The sequence below is a fragment of the Rufibacter aurantiacus genome (genome assembly GCF_017916345.1).
Taxonomy (GTDB): Bacteria; Bacteroidota; Bacteroidia; order Cytophagales; family Hymenobacteraceae; genus Nibribacter; species Nibribacter roseolus.
Window position 1 is genome coordinate 491092 of sequence record NZ_JAFMSV010000003.1, and the last position, 20357, is coordinate 511448.

Annotated in this window: 16 protein-coding genes and 1 pseudogene; 12 read left to right on the top strand and 5 right to left on the bottom strand. The window is 47.8% G+C overall.

Annotated elements, in window-relative coordinates:
• Positions 1-151: 151 nt before the first annotated feature.
• The 4 genes from J3P34_RS12630 to J3P34_RS12645 all read left to right on the top strand — a co-directional run bounded on the left by J3P34_RS12630 (position 152) and on the right by J3P34_RS12645 (position 4632).
• On the top strand, positions 152-1360 hold the full coding sequence (locus tag J3P34_RS12630) for a PAS domain-containing sensor histidine kinase (RefSeq protein WP_210489031.1): 1209 nt from the start codon (positions 152-154) through the stop codon (positions 1358-1360).
• A 310-nt stretch (positions 1361-1670) separates the two neighbouring features.
• Positions 1671-2012 (top strand): hypothetical protein, encoded by a 342-nt coding sequence (locus J3P34_RS12635; protein WP_210489032.1) that lies wholly within the window; start codon positions 1671-1673, stop codon positions 2010-2012.
• A 321-nt stretch (positions 2013-2333) separates the two neighbouring features.
• Positions 2334-3593, top strand: a complete 1260-nt coding sequence (locus J3P34_RS12640; RefSeq protein WP_210489033.1) for a cysteine desulfurase-like protein — start codon at positions 2334-2336, stop codon at positions 3591-3593.
• Positions 3594-3885: 292 nt separating this feature from the next.
• The gene (locus J3P34_RS12645; protein WP_210489034.1) at positions 3886-4632 is read left to right on the top strand and encodes a pseudouridine synthase; all 747 of its coding nucleotides are present in this window, start codon (positions 3886-3888) and stop codon (positions 4630-4632) included.
• A gap of 44 nt (positions 4633-4676) precedes the next feature.
• Here the strand turns inward: J3P34_RS12645 and J3P34_RS12650 are convergent, their stop codons facing one another.
• Positions 4677-5675, bottom strand: a complete 999-nt coding sequence (locus J3P34_RS12650) for an alcohol dehydrogenase catalytic domain-containing protein (RefSeq protein ID WP_345890362.1) — start codon at positions 5673-5675, stop codon at positions 4677-4679.
• Positions 5676-6080: 405 nt separating this feature from the next.
• Here J3P34_RS12650 and J3P34_RS12655 point away from each other — a divergent pair, with 405 nt between their 5' ends.
• A complete protein-coding gene (locus tag J3P34_RS12655; RefSeq protein WP_210489035.1) occupies positions 6081-6317 on the top strand; it encodes a hypothetical protein in 237 nt (78 codons plus the stop codon).
• A gap of 259 nt (positions 6318-6576) precedes the next feature.
• On the top strand, positions 6577-6822 hold the full coding sequence (locus J3P34_RS12660) for a hypothetical protein (protein WP_210489036.1): 246 nt from the start codon (positions 6577-6579) through the stop codon (positions 6820-6822).
• A 183-nt stretch (positions 6823-7005) separates the two neighbouring features.
• Here J3P34_RS12660 and J3P34_RS12665 read toward each other — a convergent pair whose 3' ends face one another.
• The gene (locus J3P34_RS12665; protein ID WP_428480476.1) at positions 7006-7776 is read right to left on the bottom strand and encodes a sensor histidine kinase; all 771 of its coding nucleotides are present in this window, start codon (positions 7774-7776) and stop codon (positions 7006-7008) included.
• Positions 7777-8080: 304 nt separating this feature from the next.
• Between J3P34_RS12665 and J3P34_RS22470 the strand changes: the two are divergent.
• From J3P34_RS22470 to J3P34_RS12690, 6 genes and pseudogenes are all read left to right on the top strand, one after another.
• Positions 8081-8131, top strand: a pseudogene (locus J3P34_RS22470) (hypothetical protein); the annotation flags it as partial.
• Between the two features lie 184 nt (positions 8132-8315).
• Positions 8316-8504, top strand: a complete 189-nt coding sequence (locus tag J3P34_RS12670) for a hypothetical protein (protein WP_210489038.1) — start codon at positions 8316-8318, stop codon at positions 8502-8504.
• A gap of 131 nt (positions 8505-8635) precedes the next feature.
• The gene (locus J3P34_RS12675) at positions 8636-10681 is read left to right on the top strand and encodes a DnaJ domain-containing protein (protein ID WP_210489039.1); all 2046 of its coding nucleotides are present in this window, start codon (positions 8636-8638) and stop codon (positions 10679-10681) included.
• 935 nt (positions 10682-11616) lie between these two features.
• Complete coding sequence (locus J3P34_RS12680; protein ID WP_210489041.1) at positions 11617-12774, top strand: glycoside hydrolase family 43 protein; 1158 nt, start codon at positions 11617-11619, stop codon at positions 12772-12774.
• Positions 12775-12963: 189 nt separating this feature from the next.
• A complete protein-coding gene (locus J3P34_RS12685) occupies positions 12964-13155 on the top strand; it encodes a cold-shock protein (RefSeq protein ID WP_210489042.1) in 192 nt (63 codons plus the stop codon).
• 462 nt (positions 13156-13617) lie between these two features.
• Entirely contained in the window at positions 13618-13809 is a 192-nt protein-coding gene (locus J3P34_RS12690) for a cold-shock protein (RefSeq protein WP_210489043.1), read from the top strand.
• A gap of 77 nt (positions 13810-13886) precedes the next feature.
• On the opposite strand, the gene J3P34_RS12695 is transcribed toward J3P34_RS12690, so the two are convergent.
• The 3 genes from J3P34_RS12695 to J3P34_RS12705 are packed head-to-tail and all read right to left on the bottom strand — an operon-like array spanning position 13887 to position 20356.
• Positions 13887-16973 carry a type I restriction endonuclease subunit R gene (locus J3P34_RS12695; RefSeq protein WP_210489044.1) on the bottom strand — a complete coding sequence of 1029 codons (3087 nt, stop codon included), beginning with the start codon at positions 16971-16973 and terminating at the stop codon, positions 13887-13889.
• Between the two features lie 7 nt (positions 16974-16980).
• Positions 16981-18918 carry a DUF262 domain-containing protein gene (locus J3P34_RS12700; protein ID WP_210489045.1) on the bottom strand — a complete coding sequence of 646 codons (1938 nt, stop codon included), beginning with the start codon at positions 18916-18918 and terminating at the stop codon, positions 16981-16983.
• Positions 18893-20356 (bottom strand): DUF262 domain-containing protein, encoded by a 1464-nt coding sequence (locus tag J3P34_RS12705; protein ID WP_210489046.1) that lies wholly within the window; start codon positions 20354-20356, stop codon positions 18893-18895. The genes J3P34_RS12700 and J3P34_RS12705 overlap by 26 nt, the downstream gene beginning before the upstream one ends.
• Position 20357 lies beyond the last annotated feature (1 nt).

Sequence of the window (20357 nt, forward strand, 5' to 3'; positions counted from 1 at the left end):
AACGGGCAGAAAGGTCAATTCACCATACTGCTATCACTATTAGGTCTATTTTTTCTAAAAAATACCATATACTCTATTGCTTTGTATAAATTTTTCTTTACATTCATTAAATAAAATAGTACCAGATTCAATTTTATATCAGAATGGAACAATGATAGAATCCCAAATCTTAACTGTAAGCAATAGAATCAACTGGGAGAAGATGGCAGAATTGTCTCTGGATCTTTTCTGCACTTTAGGTCAGGAAGGGCTTTACGTCTATGCCAGCGGGGCCTGCCAGGATATACTGGGCTACCGCAGCTGGGAAGTAGAGGGAATGCACTACACAGATCTGGTACACCCAGAAGACCAGACCAGAACCCAGCAGGCATTTCAGGTAGCGGCTAACGGAACAAGGCAGCAATTTGAGAACCGCATGATCCATAAAGATGGCCAGGAAGTGTGGGTGCTTTGGTCGGTGGCCTGGTCAGAGGAAGAGGGTACTATGTTCTGCGTAGGGCGGAATATCACCGGCTTTAAGTTCAGGGAACAAAAGTCCCAGCAGGCTGGGCAGAGTTTCAGGCCTGTTTTCAGGAAAGAGCCCCTGAACCATCAAGGTCCTTCCCTCCTTACCTCTAATGTAGAGGAAAGCGGGTGCCAGGAAACCAAGCTGCAACTTTCCAAACTGACCCTAGACCTGCAAAGGAAGAACGGGGACCTCCAGCAATTCACCTACATCGTGTCCCATAACCTGCGCAGCCCGGTAGCCAATGCCATGGGTCTGGCCAACCTACTGGCCACCACAGACCGGAACTCGGCTGCCTTTGACCGGTCTTTGTCTTTCCTGCGCCTGAGCCTGTTGCGCATGGACAATGTGCTCAGGGACATGAATACAATCCTGACCATCAGGGACCGGAGGGGTAATGTAGAGCGGGAGAAGGTAGATATCAAAGAGGTGATTTTGCAGGCCATGTCTTCTCTGGAGGACCAATTAAGAAGTGCCGGCGCTACCATTAACCTAGATATTACCGATGGATTATCTGTGCAGGCCAATAAGGCTTATGTATACAGCATCATCCTCAACCTTCTGTCTAATTCAGTGAAGTACAGGGCCGCAGAACGGGAATTGGAGGTAAACATCAAATGCTACTTTAACGACAAGAAAGAAACAACTATCTTCTTTTCAGACAACGGATCGGGATTTGACATGGAGAAGAACCGCAACAATGTCTTCAAACTGTACAAGCGCTTCCATGCCCACACCGAGGGGCGCGGCATGGGTTTGTTTCTCATCAAAACACACCTTGATTCTTTAGGCGGCCGCATTGACGTGGATAGCAAGGTAGGCCAGGGCACCTGCTTTTTAATCAACTTACCGTAGCCTTGACATTCAAACTACCGCCGGAAAAATTTATAGGTTTCATCCTCTCTTTTGCCGGTGTTTTTTGAAATATAAGCTCTAAATACCTTCATAGACTTAACTAAATAAATATTTTATATACCATTCAATAATTAACTATTCCTTAACCACTTACATCATTTCTCAAACAATACTTTACTTACATTCAACTAAACTTTAATGCATCCTTTATTCAATCACCAATTACCCCTTAAGTATTATGCAGAATTCTATACCCTTAGGACAATTCCTGAGATTAACCCAAAATTTAAAGCTGTCAAATCTGCAGCACATGATGAGAAACCAGAACCTGTTGAAACTGGTAACGGGTGAGGCGTTTTCGCCCTGGGAGTATATCTGTGCCACCTCCTTTATAGATGATCATTCCCACTTTGGGCAATACCTGATCAATATCACTTACCTGGGTTACGACAAGACTTGCTTCTACTTCCGGGATAAAGATGGCTACCTCATCAAGAGCAATTACATCTTCACCAGCCTGGGCCAAAGACCTACCATCGTGTTAACCAGAGTCAGTGTCCATTCCCCCGAGGAACTGGAAACCATACTCCAGCTTAATCTGAATCAAAAAGTGCCCCAACCTACTTGCGCAGGAGACTTGGCCTGCATCTAAAGGCTGGTTCCCATGTTTACACCCTACTGTCCTCGGTAAGCCAACGTATTCTGCCTGGCCTTCTCTCTTCTTAGATCCCTCCTATCCAATTAATGTTTTGCTCTAAGAATCTCCCATTTGCCGCCAATGGTGTTGGGGAGAAACTTAAGGGCTTGACTTTAACAGGAAAACTGTTTCCTGTTATCTGGCTGCTGCAAAACAAACCATTACCTTACATCGGGTCTGTTACCGGAAAATGTCATAACTTACGCTATTTGTTTAGGGGTAATCTTAGGAAAACGGCCCCAAAATGCAAGACCTACACAAACCAACAAACAGCCCATGAGTCAGTTTTCAGTACAGCAGTTACGGGAGGCGTTTCCGGCCTTGAGACCAGTAGAAAACAAGAAGCCTTTCATATTTTTCGATGGGCCGGGCGGCACCCAGATGGCCCAACAGGCGGTAGATGCTATGGTGGGCTACATTTCGCAGGGCATAGCCAACCTGCACGGCGCCTTCCCCACTAGTATCCGTACCGATGATCTTCTGCTGGAGGGCAGAAAGGCCGTTGCCGATCTGCTGAACTGCGCCTCCACAGAGGTGGCCTTCGGGCAGAACATGACCTCACTCGCGTTTTCCATTGCGCGCAGCCTGGGTCCGTTCCTTTCCAGTTCTGACGAGGTAGTGGTCACGGAACTGGATCACCGGGCCAACGTGGATCCGTGGGTGACCCTGGCGAATGATAAAGGCGCGACCGTGAAGTTTATTCCCGCCAACCCCAATACCTACACCCTGGAGCTAGGCAACCTGAACGAGATCATCACGGAAAAGACCAAACTGGTGGCAGTGGGTTTGTCTTCCAACGTGACTGGCACAGTGACCGATGTACAAAGCATCATCGCCCGGGCCAAGGAGGTGAACGCGTTGGTAGTGATAGATGCCGTGCATGCGGTGCCGCACCTGACCATGGATTTCAAAAAACTGGGCTGCGACGTGCTGTTGTGCTCGGCTTACAAGTTCTTTGGTCCTCACCTGGGCATTGCCGTGATTGCCGCTTCTTTGTTTGAGAAACTACCAGTGTACAAACTGGCCCCGGCTCCCCGAGAAATCCCCGATAAACTGGAAACAGGCACCCAAAACCACGAGGGCATTGCGGGGCTGGTGGGCGCCATACAATTCATCCAAAGCTTAGGCGAAGGTTCCACCAGGAGGGAGCAACTCACCTCCGGCATGCAGCGCATTGCTGCCCTTGAAGACGAACTGGCCCACCGGGTGGAAAGCATCTTGATGAATACCTCGGAAGTACGTCTTTACCGCGCGCCGGAGGGCACCCCTAAAACGCCAACGTTTGCTTTTACTATAGAGAACGTGAACGCCCGTGAAGTCACCACCTGGTTTGCCCGGAACTACAACATGTGCATCGCCGATGGACACTTTTACGCCTCCACTTTGGCTGAGAAGCTGCAAGTAAATCCTTTAGGCGGCTGGGTTCGCATCGGGTTGGCGCCTTACAATACTTGGGAGGAGATTCAGCTATTTGAACAAGCCTTGCAGGAGTTTATTTCAACCCAGGTAAAGAAGCCACAGCCTTCTCAGGTATAGGCTTTTGTTTAGGGGCTGTTTTCGGAAAATCGGTTCCTAAACAGCTTTAAAGGTTATTCCATAATGAAGCTACCAAGCCTCTGGAGATGCGTTTATCAAGAGGCTTGGTAGCTTCACTTTTCTCACCTAAGAAAAAGCCACTAGATGCTGGTATGCGTTTGTTCTGTCTCTGGCCCATGGGTATAGAACGGTACTACCAGGTAGGTATTGAACCATAGGACTGAGTCTGATTTGATCTTCTGCGGTGAGTGGATTATTCTCCGTAATTTGCGGCCTCAAAAAGAAGAAAAAGGTGCTGGAGATTATTTATGAAGATGCGCACTACGTGGCCATCAACAAGCCCAACGGTTTACTGGTGCACCGCACCCGCATTGCCGAAGAGAAAAAGGAATTTGCCCTGCAACTGCTGCGCGACCAACTGGGGATACGCGTACACGCCGTGCACCGCCTGGACCGGGGAACCTCTGGCGTGCTGCTTTTTGCCAAATCACCTGAAGCGACAGCCCCTTTGGTAAAAGCCTTTGCCGAGCGGCAGCCGGATAAAACCTATTTTGCTATCGTGCGTGGGTACGCCCCCGAGGCAGGCACCATTGACAGCCCCATTCGCCCTGACAAAGACCACCAGCACAAAGAAGCCCAGGATGCCATCACCCACTTCAGCCGTTTGGCCACTGTGGAGTTACCTATTCCCGTAGGCCGTTACCAAACCGCCCGCTACAGCCTGGTCAAGATCAAGCCGGAGACCGGCCGCATGCACCAGATCAGGAAACACTTTGCGCACCTCCGGCACTACATCATAGGCGATAAAAAGCACGGCGACTGGCGCCATAACCTCATGTTCCTGGAGCAACTGCAAAGTTCAACCATGCTGCTGCATTCCGCCACTCTAAGTTTTGAGCATCCGTTTACCGGCGATACCGTGGAAATAAAAGCTTCTATGCCAGAGAATATGCGCCGCCTTTGCCAGGAGTTTTCCTGGTTAGAGATTGTGGACCAGCAGCAGGAACTTCCGTTGCCAGTGCCGCCCATTAGTGAGTGACCCAATGGTTAACCATCCAATCTAGACGGGTACGACCTTTAAACTTATACCCTCACTACCACCTTGCCCACGGTTTTACCGCTTTGGAATAGCCTAATGGCCTGGTGCATCTGGTTGAATTCAAACGCGTGGCCAATGTGCTGGGGCTTAAGGGCGAGGTCCTGCAGCTCCCTAAGCAAGCGGTGCATCTTATCTGTCTGCTCATAGAGGTAGATGAGGTTGAAGCCCATTAGGGATTTGTTCAGGGTAGGTAACTTGAGTGGATCTATTTTCGGGCGCCGCAGAAACTTCCAGATGAGTTTAGGGTAATTGGGCTTGGCGCCATGGCTGGAGAAACTGGCATTGCCGTACACCACCATGTGGCCCATGGGTGCCATGGTTTCCCACCCTTGCTGTAGAATCTTTCCGCCAATGCATTCCATGATCAATTCCAAAGGACGGCCGCGCAGGGCTTCCTCTAACTTTCTCTTGAAATTACCACCCCGCAGAATAACCGCATCATAGGCCTCTTCTTCCTGTAAAAACCTGACTTTACATTCCTGTCCCACACTACCAATGGTATATGCCCCCAGTTTTTTACAGATGCGGTTGGCCAGGATGCCCACCCCACCGGCGGCGCTATGGATGAGCACTGTCATGCCCGGCTGTAGGTTCCCCAATTGGGTAAGGGCATAGTAGGCGGTGAGTCCCTGCACCAGGAACCCCGCCCCTTCCTCAAAGCTCCACTCCTGGGGGAAGGCAATGACATACCGGTGGTTAATGTTCAGATGCGAGACATAACCGCCAAACCTGGTGGCGCCCATGACCCGGTCGCCCAATTGCCATTCCGTTACACCTGACCCCACGGCCACCACCACCCCTGAAAATTCCAGGCCCGGAATAAAGGAGCCTGCAGGGGTGGCACTGTAAAGTCCCTGCATGGCAAAAATATCGGCAAAATTGAGCCCGATGGCTTTTACCTGAACGCACACTTCATCGGGTTTCGGATAGCTTATGCGCTCTGTATTCAGGGCAAGGTCATGTAAGGAGCCTGCTTTGGGCATACAATAAACCTGGCGGGTGAGCATCATCTGATTATAAATTAATAGGCTAATACCACAACGAGACACCGACTACCAGGTTAGCTCTATTTGGTAATAGAAGAGGTAAAAAATAAAACTATTCACCCACCAATTAATTTAAATAGCCATGCTTCCTCCATAGAAAGAAGGCGATATAAAAATTGGGGCAATAATTGCTAGAAGCATTTACTGGAACGAAGGAAGGTCCAATGTGAGACTGGCTTTTTCTTTCAGATAGAGGTTGAACCATATGGAAATAGTCAACGCGAACGAACAGCGTCTAACAAGTAATTCAGGCCTCATGCTTGAACTTTGTTGTTTTTGTCTAACCAAAATACAATATTGCTTGTAAATAAATTTTAGCACGCAATTTGTAGTACAATAGGCATGGAAAGATATGCTAAGGAACAGGTTTCCAAAGAAGTACTAGAAGTTATTCTGGACCACTATGCCCCAAAACTCACGTCAAAGGGCTTCAGTCTGTTTGGGATAAACATAACCTATTACTTCCCGCAGGAGGAAACAGAGGGAGAAGAATGCAATCCGGTGGCGTTTTCCATCAAAGAAGATTCTGTAGACTCTTACTACATATTGGCTACCCAGGAAACCAATCTTTCCAGATAAAGGTCTTCACCCACAATGAAAGACCTGGGCATGTTGCAAATCAGCTTTCTTACCTGGGATAAACCTTTTGTAACAGGTTTATTTTTAAAAAAACAGCCCTAAACAAGGACAGGAAGACCGTGTAAATTCCCTTTGTTTTTCTTCGAACCAGACCCAAAAGCAATTAAAAATAGGAATAGATTTTAGAGGAGAACAGAGCCGTGGCGGTGTTTTCGTTCATTGGGTAACAACTGGCAGGGCTTTAAATTTTGAATGGTTTATGGAGAGAAAAGATTCTATACTGTTGGCTTTGCTGGCTAAGGTGGGGAAACTTCCGGAGCCTTATGATCATCCTACCCTCTCGGGGGAGATTGCTGAGGAAACCCATCTGCCGCTGCACTGTGTCCTGGTGCTTTGCAAAGAACTCTCTGAGGAAGGTTTGGTGGCCATCAGCTCCCTTAATGAACCTCCTCTGCTATACCTCACCAAAACCGGGGTGATCCGTGCCCGGCGGCATCAGGCGTAGCCTCCCAGGATCTTCAACTTAAGGAATCCCTGGCTATATGGGATAAGGAAAGCCATCATCTCCCTCTAACACTTCATAAAAGGAGCTCAGTCTGATTTTATTGACGCCTTCCTTCATCTATGTTTTGGCCCGGGAATGCAAAAACAGGCCGTATTCCTACGGCAGATATATAGGTTAAAGAAACTAAGCTCTGTGCTGCGTTGGCTTACCGGTGTGCTTTTTGGGTATCCTGATAAAAAAGGTGGTGCCTTTGCCTTCGGTGCTCTCAAACCAGATTTCTCCGCGGTGCCATTCCACAATGGTTTTCACGATGGACAAGCCCAGGCCAACGGTGGTTTCTCCCTTCAGGCCAGGTCTCCGGGCGGGTGTAAATTTATCGAACAGGTTTTCCTGTAACCTTTCCGGGATTCCAATTCCGGTATCGGCTACCTTCACCAACACTGCATCGCCTACCTCTTCCAAGCTTACGGTAATGGAGCCACCATCTGGGGTGAATTTGAGTGCGTTGGAGATAAGGTTGGTGATGACCTGCATAAACTTAAGGTCATCAATCTCCAAGAAGATCTCGTCGGCGCTGGAAACGAAATTTACCGCCAGCGGCAGCAGTTCCACGCCAAGTATTTCATACTCAATCATGGCTTCCCTCATCTTCTCCACCAGGTTTACCCTCCTGGTAACCAGATTGGTGTGGGAAGACTCCAGGAATTCCTGGTTCATGAACTCCCTGAGCATATCAGACCCTTGCTTGCTGATGCGTTCAATGAGTTGCAGTACATGCTGGGTATCCTCGTCCTGATGGTCCTTCAGTTGATCGGCCAGCAACCCAGACAGGTTCTGTATCATCCCTAGGGGTCCGGCCAGGTCATGGGCCAGAATGTTGAGCACACTGTTCTTCTTATTCGAAAACCGCTTCAGGTGATCATTATACCGCCTGGCGGCACTTATATCCTCCATGTGGCCTACCAACAGCTTTCCAGAATCATTGTCTACCAGTGAGGCGGTAAGGCAAACCCATTGCTCCTCCAAATCAGGGAACTGTACCCTGAACTCAATGGAGGTGGGTACCCGTTGGCTTTGCAATTGCGCAAACCACTCCTGCACAAATTCCTGATCTTCTAGGTGTACAAAGGAGAGTAAAGTCTGGGGTTGGGCACTTCCAGTAGAAATCTTGAAAGAGGCCAGGAACTCAGGACTTTGATACGCAAATGCTTCTGCGGCTACATCATAAGCAAAAAAAGCCTGTCCGGTTTGTTCTAACAGAACCTGGTATAAGCCTGAAGAAGGATTCTGGGTTTCCATGTTGCAGTAATGACAGGTACATCTAAAGTCATCGCTCTCCAATCTACCAAAAAAAGAGAGGAAATGTTTAGCTAAGCAAAAATACGGACCCCGCATCCTACTTTTCCGCAATCCTTGATCCCCAATTCTTGCCAGAGAAAAGGATATTAATCCTACGCCTTCTTATTAGCTGATACTCAGGATAACTTTTTCTGATGGAAATCTTAGAAACAGGAGGCCAGGTGATTTTAGGCCATTTTTATGAAACATGCAGAAAACCGCTTTTAACTTTTAAAGTCCGGTTTACAGAAAAGACAATCGGTTTAAATGAAAACAAATCAGGAGAAACTGATTGGGCAAAAAAAGTAACAAAATTATATCTGGTAAAAATATATTTTGATTAATTATAATTATAGCTATATTAGAAGACTATAAAACTAATATTTCATGTAAAGTAAGCTTCTGCGCCAAAGTCAGGCACAAGGGAAAGAAAGCAGAAGGTAAGCCATTAAGGATTCATCAGATAAAATTTTATATGCAGAAGAACTACTACCAATTGCTGGGCATTAAGGAATCGGCGTCTCCGCTGGAGATCAAGGATGCTTACCGCAAACTTTCAAAAAGAATCCACCCCGATCTGAACCAGGGAGAGACCTTTTTTGAGGAATATTTCAAGGAAGTAAAAGAAGCATATGAAATTCTGTCTGACCAGGACAAAAAGCGGAGCTATGACACCCGCCGCTTCAGGCCGGCCATCACCAACAATGCACCTCCTATTCCCAGTAACCTGGTGAACCTGGAGTATCAGGTTTCAAGGCTGGAATTGAAATTACGGGACCAAAACGAGCAGATGACCACTTTGCAGGCCGAGAAAAAATCACTGCACCAGGAGCTCGAGTACTTTGTGAAAGCCTTGTTCGAAGTAAAGAACGAGCGCAGCCTTTTGCAGAGCAAAGTAAAGGAACTGGAGCAGGAAACTGCTTACCTTAGTAAACGCCCGGCTACCGTGGTAGAGAAAGCGCCGGACCACAGCCGCGAACTGGAATTCCAGCGTAGAATCCTGGCCCTGGAGCAGGAACTGCAAGGCGCGCAGAAGCAAATTGCCGGCAAAGACCAGGAACTAACCCAACAGACCCAGTTCAAGCAAAAACTGGAGAAACGATTGCAGGAACTGGTGCTGGAAGCCGGTCAGGCGCAAGCACGCGAGAAGCAACTGCAGGCCCTGGCCCAGGAGACGGCCAAGCAGAAAGCCCGGATGGAGGAACTGGAAAGACAGGCCGAGCAGATAAAGACTGAGCTGCAAGGTAAAACCCGGGAATTGGAATTGGCACTGCAGCACCGTAAAACCCTGCAAACGCACCTGCAGGAGCTGGAAAGCAGAAAACCAGAACCTACCCAGGTGCCAGTAGCCAAAGGCGAAAAGAACGAGAAAACCCGCCACCAGCAGAACCAGCTCCTGGAAATCACCACCCAGAAACAGGCGTTGCAGAACCAGGTCCATGACCTGGAACTAGCCGCTGAGCAACTGAAACAGGTGCTCCAGGATAAAACCAAAAGCCTGCAGCAGGAAAAAGCCCTGAAACAGGAACTACAGGCTAAAATCCAGATTCTTACAGAGCAGGCTGCCCAGCAACAGGAGCAGTTATTCCGCAAATCCCAGGAACTGGAAACGGAAATCAAGGAGAAACAAGCCCAGCAAGCCAGAATCCAGGAGCTGGAACAAGAGGCAGCCCGCCAGGGAGCGCTGCTCAAGGCTAAAACTGAGGAATATACCCAAATAACGCAAAAACTGGGGGAACTGCAGGATAAGCTAAAGGCCATAACCCAGGAGGAAACCAAACTGCACGCTACCATCCAAAAACTGGAAGCGCAAGCCGCCAAAGACCAAGCCGAGTTGCAGGCCAGAGCCCAGGCATTGCAAACCGCCGGTGCCCAAAAGCAGGCCCTGCAGAAAGAACTGGAAGACCAAAAGAAAGCCACCGTCGCGGGCCAACAGGAACTTCAGCGCAAGGCCAAAGACCTGGAACAGGAAGGGGTCCTGAAACGCGCCGCCCAAAGCAAAATTCAGGAACTGGAGAAAGAGAAAGCAACCCAGCAGCAGAAGGTAACCGAGCTGCAGAAAGAACTGATGGCGGTGAAAGGCCGCTTTGCGCACCTGGCCCACCTGCAACCGTTCCTGGTGGAGCACATGGACTTCTTTAACTCGGCGGCACCCAAAGTCTACGGTGATTCCTTTGACCGCACCGAGATCAAATACATCTTCAGCCGCATGAAGATTGCCGTACTCTCCGATAAACCCGGTAAGTTGAACGTACTGGTAAAGTATGTGAAGCCTAACGGCCAGTTGTATTTCAATCCCAAGTCCTCTCCTACCGGCTACTCGTTTGCGGCCACCCTCAGCTACAGCCCCGATGATGAATACCTGTACCTTTCTGGTTGGGGCAGTGACCGAGACACGACCTTCGTGGCCGGAGACCACCGCGTTGAGATCTATGACGAGACCGGCCGTCAACTCACCAAGGCTCACTTCATGGTGAAAGACAAGATTCTACAATTGTCTAAGCTAAAGAGCATTTTTTAGGGGGTTGCCTAGAGTGTTGGAAGTTGCAGGCAATGCATTAAGGCAAAGTAGATGCCGGTAAAATGCATCATGCTTTTATCGGGATGAAGGCTGGGCTGGTTTATTCTAGCCTAAGCGGGCTTCATGGAGCGAATAGGTAGTTAAGGAGTGATCATTTTGAGGCTAAGCCCTCACTGCAGTTTCAAACTGCAGACCATAATAGGTCCAAGTTGAAACCTTAAACCAGGGTTAAAGAACCAAGCTTCAAGAACCAGGCTTAAAGTCGTTTTCTGCCGTTAATTATCATTTACAACAGCTGATTCGCCGGCTAGCAGCTGCCCCGCCGTTGTTGGCGTAATCACCAACAACCGGATGGCCGATGGAATGCGCATGGGCAATCAAAAGGGATTGTCCCTACACCCAACCCTACCATTCGCTGGCGCGAGCGTCCCGCTCGTGTCCGCACGCATTCCTGATCCCCTATTGCCATCTGCTTTTAATCGTTCAGGTATTCTGATGCATGGTAAAGCAACTTCCCGTAAAGCACTTCCCTCTCTTGTCATTTTGGAAAGATCTTGTGGGCGAACTAGAAAAGCGTAAAAGAAATGTCATTACTGTTCGCCCACAAGATCCTTTCAGGATGACAAAAGAGGGCAGGCCTTTCAATTCAATATGCGTGCGGACACGAGCGGGACGCTCGCGCCAGCGGGGGAATGCTTCTAACCTAGTAATCCTTTAAATTGCCTGTGCAGCGTTGGGACATTCGTGGGAGACAAGGCTGTGCCTGGTCTCTACACAGGAACCTGTGACACCAAGGTAAAGGCTGTTTCTCTTATGCTGCTACTTTTTTGCTGTTTTTCTAAAATCGGGCATAAAATGCAAGGAGGCTCCCGCTTTTTTCCGGGGCTGCTTTCTTTTTAGTAGCTTTAATCTTACAAGAACCAACCTCTTTGCGTATGTACTGGACAAAAAGTGTTTTAGCGATATCCTTTGGTTTGCTGTTAGCCCATTCAGATCTTTCGGCGCAAGGCCAGGCCCAGGCAACTGCCCCCGCAGCGGTGAAGCCGGGCATGTACAAGAACCCAATGCCGGTAGCCATTGGCGACCCGTATGTGCTGTATGATGCGCCTACCCAAACGTATTACATGTACGGTACGGGTGGCGGGGCCAAAGACGGTTTCGGGACGTATTCTTCCAAGGACCTGGTGAACTGGAAACCCGAGGGGCAGGTATTCAGGGGCAACATCCCGGGCTCCTGGGACGTGAAGAACTTCTGGGCGCCCGAGGTGTACCGCGTCAAAGACAAGTACTACCTGTTCTACTCTGCCGACTGGCGCCACAACCCTAGCAACGAGGAAGAGAACTTCCGGATCGGCGTAGCCGTGGCAGACAAACCCACTGGCCCCTTCAAGCACCTCAGCGACAAGCCTATCTTTGATCCGGGCTACCCCATCATTGATGCCAACCTGTACATTGACCCCAGCGGGAAAATGTACCTGTATTATTCGCGCTGCTGCTACAAACACCCCGTGGAGAGCGAGGTGGCTAGCTGGGCGAAGAAAACCGGCCTGTTCCCCGAGATTGAGGAAAGCTGGATCTACGGGGTGGAACTAAAGCCCGATTTCAGCGGTGTGATCGGCGAGCCGGTGCTGCTCCTGAGGCCGCCGGTGAAAATGAACGATCCGCAGTCTGAGTGGGAAAGCCGCTCGGTCACGGCCAAAGAAGTGAACCGTCGCTGGACCGAGGGTTCCTATACCTTTAAGCACGGCGATACCTATTACATGATGTACTCCGCTAACCACTTCGGGGGCGAGCACTACGCGGTGGGTTACGCCACGTCTAAAAGTCCGCTGGGCCCGTTCAAGAAAGCCGAGAACAATCCGGTTTTGCAGAAGAACACGCCCAAAGGCGGACTGGTGACCGGCACGGGCCACAATAGCGTGGCGTTCTCGCCAGACGGCAAGCAGATGTTCTGCGTGTACCACGGCCGCACCAAAGCCACTGGCGATGAACGCGTGGTGTTCATTGACCCCATGAAGATCCAGAAAGACGGCAGACTGGTAGTGGAAGGCCCCAGCACCTCGCCCAAGCCGATGCCTCTGGGTAAAAAGTAATGCTCTTCAAAATCCTGGCTCCGGAAATGGGTTTTTCACTTTAACCGGAGCCAGGATTTTAAATTATTTTCGGGCTTTTTAGGCCCTAGGAGCCTTTAAATGGGGTTTGTAAAAGTTTCTGGTTTTCCTTGTACACCTAAGTAGAAAATCCCCGTATAGGATTGTCGACTAGGTATTTACAACAAATTTATGAACCACGGGACGGTAAAATTCTACAACTCAGATAAGGGCTTCGGCTTTATAACAGACACCCAATCTAACAAGGAATACTTCGTGCACGTGTCTGGCCTCATTGACCAAATCAGCGAGGACGATGAAGTGGTCTATGAGCTTCAGGAAGGTCGCAAAGGCCTCAACGCCACCAACGTGAAACTGGCGTAAGTATTCCCCAAAACCACGATAGATGTACCCCAAGGGCCTCTTCTGTAGAAGGGGCTTTTGCAAGTACACCCAAGGAGATCCAGCAGGGCATGCCCCTGGTGTGAGGCGTACCCTCACAGCCTGTCCTTTGCACTTGAAAGGATGGAGAATGTTCAGGGGAAACCCGCGTCCGTTTAGGGCCTGTTTCTCAGAAACCAGGCCCTAAACAGCGCATCCATCCGAAAGCCTTTGAAAGGAGATCTGCCCAGGTAAGAACCGCCCCCGGCAGACTGGCATCTCCTACCCTTTTCCGTAGGTCGTTGAGACCTTGCGGGTACCAAAGCTGAAAGGCAGAACTGGAAAGACGCCAGAAAATGGCATTGGCAGGCGTTAAACCCAGTTCTGGAAAGCATTCCATTTATCTTTCAATGGGAATGAACGAATACCCGGTGGCCCGTGTCTTAGGGTACAATGAACAACAATATGAATCAAGGAACAGTAAAATTCTTTAATACCGAAAAGGGTTTCGGTTTCATTAAAGACGCAAAAACATCTCAGGAGTACTTCGTACACGTATCCGGTCTGATTGACGAGATTAGAGAGAACGATGAAGTAACCTATGAGCTCAAAGAAGGAAGAAAAGGACTCAACGCCACCAATGTACAACTGGCGTAGTCATTTGTCATAATCTTATTCAATGAAAAAGCCTCTCCAAACGGAGAGGCTTTTTTGTGCATCAATTTAAGTTGATTTTAAGCCACCATTCTTTTTAAGGAATCCTTTAACGCTGATTTGGCTGCTTCATCTTTGGAGATTAGACGGTATAGGTCTAGCTCAATTTTACGCTGCCTTGCCATTACATCTTCAAACATTTTGTCAAAGGCTATGTTGCGGTTTTGCAAATCGGTGTTCTCGTGGTATTTCTTCAGAAAATCTGGATGGGCCTGAATGTGCTTTGCCAGGCTGATCATTTTTACCTTTTGCTCATCCGGCGTCGCCTCCCAGCCCTGGAACCAGCGTTCATTGAATGCTTTCACAATCAAATCCAGCGAGTTTTCGTCCTTTTCACCGCCATGGGCTCCGCGGGGGTTGGGGTTTTGCGGGTCCAACTCTGTTTCCGAGGCATCCAGTCCAATGTTGGCGTTCAGCTTCACTCGCTCCAGACCGTAGGTAGAAAGGTCTACAGAGTTGAGCAGCTCGTCCAACGCGTCCCTATCCTGGTCTTTGATGATCATCTTCGGGATCAGGAATTTGAGGTACCAGAACAGTAGCTCCCATTGAACCATTTCAAAAGGCATAATAGAAGCCATTTGGCCGTAGATCTTCACAAACTGCTTTGCCTTGATCTTGTAGTCAGCCTTTTGCTCATCGGTTAGTTCCAGTTCATGGTTAAAGCGCTCCTCGCCTAGTTGCAGAATAGGGCTCAGGAACTTATCAGCGTCTTTGCCTTCAAAATACTGGGTTGTGAAATTCGCTACCTCTGACCACTCATATACGCCCTGGCCATCCAGGTAATCCTTCAGGTCGTGCAGCACATTCACATCGGTGGCTTTGCTAAGAGTGGTGGAGGTATAGAAGGGGTCGAAAGACTGTTTGATGTCTTCAGTGGAGTTGAAGAAGTCCAGCACAAAGAGATCTTCTGTTCGCTTGCCCAGTTTGTTGGCCGAACGGTTCAGGCGGGAAAGCGCCTGTACCGCCAGCACGCCCTGCAGCTTTTTGTCTACGTACATGGCCGTGAGCTTCGGCTGGTCAAAGCCGGTCAGGTACTTGTTGGCCACTACCAGTATGCGGTACTCGTCCTTGTTGAAGTAGCGGGCAATCTTGTCACTGATGTAGCCGGGATCGGTGGGCTTGGCTGTGTCCTGGTGGGGCGGGAAATTGTTGATGTTGTCCTCGGTGTACTCTATGCCGTCTACCATCTTTTTGCCCGAGAAAGCAATGGCAATTTTGAATGGATTGCCTCTGCTCTCCAGCAGCTTTTCCAGGGCACGGTAGTAGCGGATGGCCGATTCAATGCTTTGGGTAATCACCATGGCCTTAGCCTTTCCTTTCAACCGCTTGGTGTTCACCACCTGATTGATGAAGTGGTCAAGCATGATCTCGGCTTTGGTGGCAATGGTCTGCGGGTCCCGCTCCACAAAAGCGCGCAGTTTCTTCTGTGCCTTCACGGAGTCAAAGAGTGGGTTGTCCTCAATGGACTTCTCTATCTCGTAGTAGCTCTTGTAGGTGGTGTAGTTGGCCAGCACATCCAGGATAAAGCCTTCCTCAATAGCCTGCTTCATGGAGTACAGGTGAAAGGGTTTATACTTACCGTCTTCCTGCTTCACGCCAAACTTCTCCAGGGTGGCGTTCTTAGGCGTGGCTGTGAAAGCCAGGTAAGAAGCGTTGCCGCGCATCTTACGCGCCTGCATAGCGGCCAATATCTTGTCCTGCGGGTCGGGGTCTTCTTCTTCGCTGCTGCCGTTGTTGCCCATCGCCTTGTTCATGTTGTCGGCGGCTGAACCGCTCTGGCTGCTGTGCGCCTCATCTATGATCACGGCAAAGCGCTTGTCGCTCAGGTCGGCAATGCCGTTCACTATGTAGGGGAACTTCTGAATGGTGGTGATGATAATGCGCTTTCCGCTTTCCAGGTTGGCCTTCAAGTCACTGGACGAATAAGCCGGTGCCACAATGTTCTTCACCTCTGAGAATTCCCTGATGTTCTCGCGCAGCTGCTTATCCAGCAATCGCCTGTCGGTTACCACAATCACAGAGTCAAACAGCGGAGTGTTGATGCCTTTGCCACCCGGCGTGGTGTCGCTCTCTGGGTAGGTTTCAATCAACTGGTAAGCGGCCCAGGTAATGGAGTTGGACTTACCCGAACCGGCGGAGTGCTGAATCAGGTAGGTCTGCCCCACTCCTCTTTTGCTGGCATCGGCAATGAGCCTGCGCACTACGTCCAGCTGGTGATAGCGCGGGAAGTACAGTGTCTTTTTAGCCAGCAGGTCGTTGTCTTTGCCATCAAAGCGCACAAAGTGCTGGATGATGTTGGCCACACTCTGGCGGGTCAGAACCTCATCCCACAGGTAAGAGGTTTTGTGCCCGAACGGGTTGGGTGGATTGCCCTTGCCGTGGTTGTTGCCTAGGTTAAAGGGCAGGAAGAAAGTACCGGGACCGCTCAGGCGCGTGGTCATGTATACCTCATCAGTATCTACGGCGAAGTGAACAAGGCAGCGCCCGAATTGTAGTAAGGGCTGCGAGATGTCTCTTTTGCGGTACTGTTCCTGAGCATGTACCCGGGCGTTCTGGCCGGTCCAGTGGTTTTTGAGCTCAGCAGTGGCGAACGGAAGGCCATTCACGAACAGCACCATGTCAATGGACTCAGCTTTGTTGCTCTGATTGTAGCGCACCTGGCGGGTAACGCTGAACTCGTTTCGCTCGAAATTCCTCTTCACTGTTTCGCCGCTACCCGCCAAAGGCAGCACATACAGTAAGGTGAAGTGTGCATCGTCCACGTCCAGCCCCTTGCGCAGCAAGCGCAGAATACCGTACTTCTTGATCATGCGGTCCAGGCGCTGCATGATCTTCAGCTGCCAGTCGCTTTGCTTCTTCAGCTTAGCCAGCTCCTCTGCCTGCGTCTCTTCCAGGAAGTGCCAGAAACGGTTCTCGTCCAGGGCGTACTCCGCATTGAAATCATGGGGAGAGCCGATGTAATAACCATTACCGCCACGATACAAACCCGGCCCTTCCGCAACGCTGCTCAGCATAGGGTCCTGCTCCTGCAGTTCTTCCAGGCAGGTACCGGTCAGGCGCTTTTCAATAGCGGCTTCTAAAGCTTGTTCGTTGGTTAGGCTAGGCATGGGGCTATTAATTTTGAGAGTAGTGAGACATCATTAAATTGGCCATTTGGTCACGATGGGCAATTATTTCATCAATGCCAAAATCATCACCATAGCTATTGAATAAATGATAAGACTTAAGAGTATCGAAGACATTCTTCCCTTTGAACTCTTCACGCTTTACATTCACTTCTTTCCTGCTATACTCAGAGTTTTGAGTAACACTAAGTAGCACAAGGTTTCCAAAACTATCCCGATATTCTTTATCAAGCTTTGGCTTATACTGTGGGTTTTGAGGATATATGTGTTCAACTGAGTTTTTGGAAGCTATTCGAAAAGCCTTAAACTTCTCACCTCTCTCAAAGTGCCAGTTTTTCCATAGTATATATTCAAGCTTTTGAAACCAGTAGTGTTTGAAAGATGTACCTGAAGCTTCTTCTAAAGTTTCTTTCAGATTAATATCCTTATGTAGTCTGCCATTGTCGTTTAAAAGATGATAACTGGCTTCTTTATCGGTCAGTTTGCTTAACGACATTTGGTTGTCAATGTCTTCTAACTTACTAATATCATTTGCTTGGTTGCGAAGTAGAAAACTTAAAAATGGCGTGAGCCAGAACTGTCTAAGGTAGTCTCCTGTAAAGTAAAGCACGCACTGTAGCATTAACTGATCAGTTTTCTCCTCCACTACATTTCTTCCAAAGTAGCTGTAGGTATCGCGCTGGTCAGTCTTTGTTACCTTCGTCAGTTCTAAATGGCGCTCTTTGGTATCTAAATCGGTAATCCATTTTATAACAAAAGCATCAAATACATAGCGTACTTGCCACAGCAGTTCAATAAATTCCTTTATATCTTTTCCATCCTGCTTTTGCAAGCTCTTGAACACCTCGATCAAACGGTTTACATGGAAGGTTCCCTCAAAATCTGGCTTGCCCTTTCTATGTAAATAAATGCGATAAGTATGAAGTAGTAACTGGCCGAAGTTTAAGATTGAGGAACAGTTAATCTCAAAGGCTTCTTTCTGCGCCTCGGTTATACTTACACTCTGTACTTCATCTGCCTTGCCAGCTATTATTTCCTCTAAAGTAAAGCCAACTGGTAAAGTCTCAACTTCATTTATTAACTCATACTTGAATACATCTGATTTAAATTTAGCAAAATCTGTGTCTTCTAAACTTCTCCAGTTTGTGGCAGGAAATACCTTTCTGACATTGCGCTCAAAGTACTCGCTCATGTTTTCGCAGCACTCCCACATTTTGCTGTACAGCACTTTCTCCGACTCCAGATTTCGCAGCAGGTTTGCTTTAACAATATCTGTTTGCTCCAGCTGAATGCCTGAGTTATTGATGGTGGCAAAAAGTTTATTAAGGTCTACTTTTACGGGTGCTGTATTATTAACCAGAAGCAAGTTTGTATATAGGTAATATCCAAAAGCAGGTAGATCAATTAATTCTTTCGTTTTGCTATTGCGCAGAGACAATATAATATGCTCAATAGTAGTAACAGCCCTAACAATGTTTATTAGGTATGGCTTCTCGTTTAAATCAGAGGAAGTATACTTTGTAAGTGCCTCTTCAGGGTGTTTTAAGAGTAGGTCGAAGTACTCTTTTACTTCTTTCCTAATCTCAAAGTCCAGACGCAGGTTATCGCCATATTTTAAAAAATTAGTTACCTCACTTTTGATTCCGTTTTTGTAAAACACAAAAGCTATCAACCACAACGTTGTAAAGCGTTGTTGACCATCAATCAACTCTAAATAGGCTTTTTTGTCATCAGTGAGGATAGTACCAATGAAGTAAGGCTTGTCTCTGTCTGTTGAAAATGCGTTTGCACTATCTGTTAAGAGTTTATCTATTTGCTCTTCCTTCCAAACATATGGGCGCTGGTAAGTGGGTATGCTAAATTTCAGCTCATTTAAGTTGGCAAGGCTTACAATGGCTGTTCTAAACTTCTGCTTTGAGTTTGTCATTAATTGCTTGCTTTAGTCTTTCATCAAAGTTCTCTGTAACTATACTATGGGTAAACTGCGGCTGAAAGTATCGGCTTAACATCCTGATATATTTCCCTTTCACATTGTTCTCTCCACAATTTTCTTTGTTGAAATCGTAGTTATAGCTCTTCAGTATTTGTACCACTTGTTCATGGGTGAAACATGACAATACTTTGTCTAAAACACGTTGTTCTTTCACAAAGCTGGTCATTGTGTCTTCACGAACTGTTCGAAGCTTGGTTACACGCAAGGAATAGATATACCTGAAAGCCCAAAGCGCAAACTCAAAGATATTTTGCAGACCAAATTTGCTTACATAGCTTACAAGCATTACCTCTAAAAACTCTTTCAGGAATATTGTACCTTCTTTCCCAGTAATTATTTCTTGTCTAAAGGCATAGAAACGGTAGTCTATTCTATGGTCATTTTTTTTGATGAAAAGTAAATCATATAGGTCAGCAAACTCTGAAATAAAATCAATGTAGTTCTCGCCATCGTAAAGTGGCTGGCGTATTGCTTTGTACTGGCTCTTGAATTGCACTGAGTTCTGCATAGAATCTCGGTGGCTCTCTACCTGTAGGTAAGACACGTTTGCTATGCCTTTTAATGTTTTCTCGGTAAACTCCTCTACAATCAGATTCTTGATAGCTACCTTCTCTTTATAGAAAGGAAAATCCTTCCAGAATAGTACGTTCCAGAACCTGGCCTTTGTAGTAAGTGTGATGATGTAAGCCAACAAGTCACTACTTTTGCTTTCCCATTTCTTAGCATTTACTCCAACTAAACTGGCGGGCTTTATAGCTCTTAAATGGTGTGACTTTACAATGTCGGCTCCTGACAGACGCTTTCCTCCAGTATTCTGAGTCTCAAAGAAAGTATAAGCATCATCTTCGCTCTGCGTGATGACCAGCGTTACGTTTAGCAAACGGAGGTCAATTTCAGGTATAGCGGCTAAATTCTTATTTAGAAAAGCAAGGTTCTCTTTTATCCGTTGTACACTTAAAGGTGAAGAGTACACAATAGCGCAAGGCGTGGTAACTTGTTTAGCTGCCAGTAAAAGTAGCAATGATGTTATGCGCTGTTGCCCGTCTATAATGTTTAGCTTATCACCATCCTGGTGAATGATAATGCTGCCCAAATAGTAGTACGGGTTGCCAGGTTCATACTTGTTGACAAACTCAGCTAAGTCGAGGCAAAGCTTTTCTAATTGCTTTTTGCCCCATACATAAGGTCGTTGATACTCAGGTATAGCCAATTTACCATTAAAGCTAAACTCTGGTTCCTCTAACGGTATATGACCTGAGAAGAGTTCTTCTAAAGTACAACTTGAAACTAATACTGGCGGTGCTTGTTGGAGTACTACTGCAGCATCAGTAGTAACATCTTCTTGCATCAATATTTCCATAGCTTCTTCCATA